Annotated in this window: 1 protein-coding gene; it reads left to right on the top strand. The window is 72.3% G+C overall.

What is annotated here, in order from left to right:
- Positions 1-498, top strand: a 498-nt coding sequence (locus tag PSD17_RS21340; RefSeq protein ID WP_339124271.1) for an IS110 family transposase, incomplete at both ends; no start/stop codon positions are given.

Below are 498 nucleotides of genomic sequence, written 5' to 3'. Positions count from 1 at the left end.
GTGGGCGTGGACCCGCACAAGCACAGCCACACCGCCGTCGCGGTGGACTCCAACGGTCGCGAGCTCGGTCAGATCACCGTCGGCAACACCGCGGCTGAGCTGATCCGGCTGTTGGAGTGGGCGCAGCGCTGGCCCGGATCGAGGCGGTGGGCGGTCGAGGACTGCCGTCACGTCGCCGGCTCGCTGCTTCGCGCTCTGCTCGGAACAGGCCAGGCGGTGGTCACGGTGCCGCCGAAGCTGATGGCACGGGCCAGGGCCTCGGCCCGCACCCGCGGCAAGTCCGACCCGATCGACGCGCTGGCGGTGGCCCGCGCCGCGCTGCGCGAGCCCGACCTGCCCGAGGCCCACCTCGACGAGCAGGCCTTGCAGATCCGGCTCCTGCTCGATCACCGCGAAGACCTGGTGGCCGAGCGGACCCGGATGATCAACCGGCTGGGCTGGCACCTGCACGACCTTGAGGTCGCGCTGCCACGCGGGCAGGCGTTGAACCGGATCACC

The sequence above is a fragment of the Pseudonocardia sp. D17 genome, assembly GCF_036984265.1.
Lineage (GTDB): Bacteria > Actinomycetota > Actinomycetes > Mycobacteriales > Pseudonocardiaceae > Pseudonocardia > Pseudonocardia benzenivorans.
The sequence above is the reverse complement of the archived record's forward strand: the minus strand, read 5'-3'. Positions and strand labels throughout refer to the sequence as shown.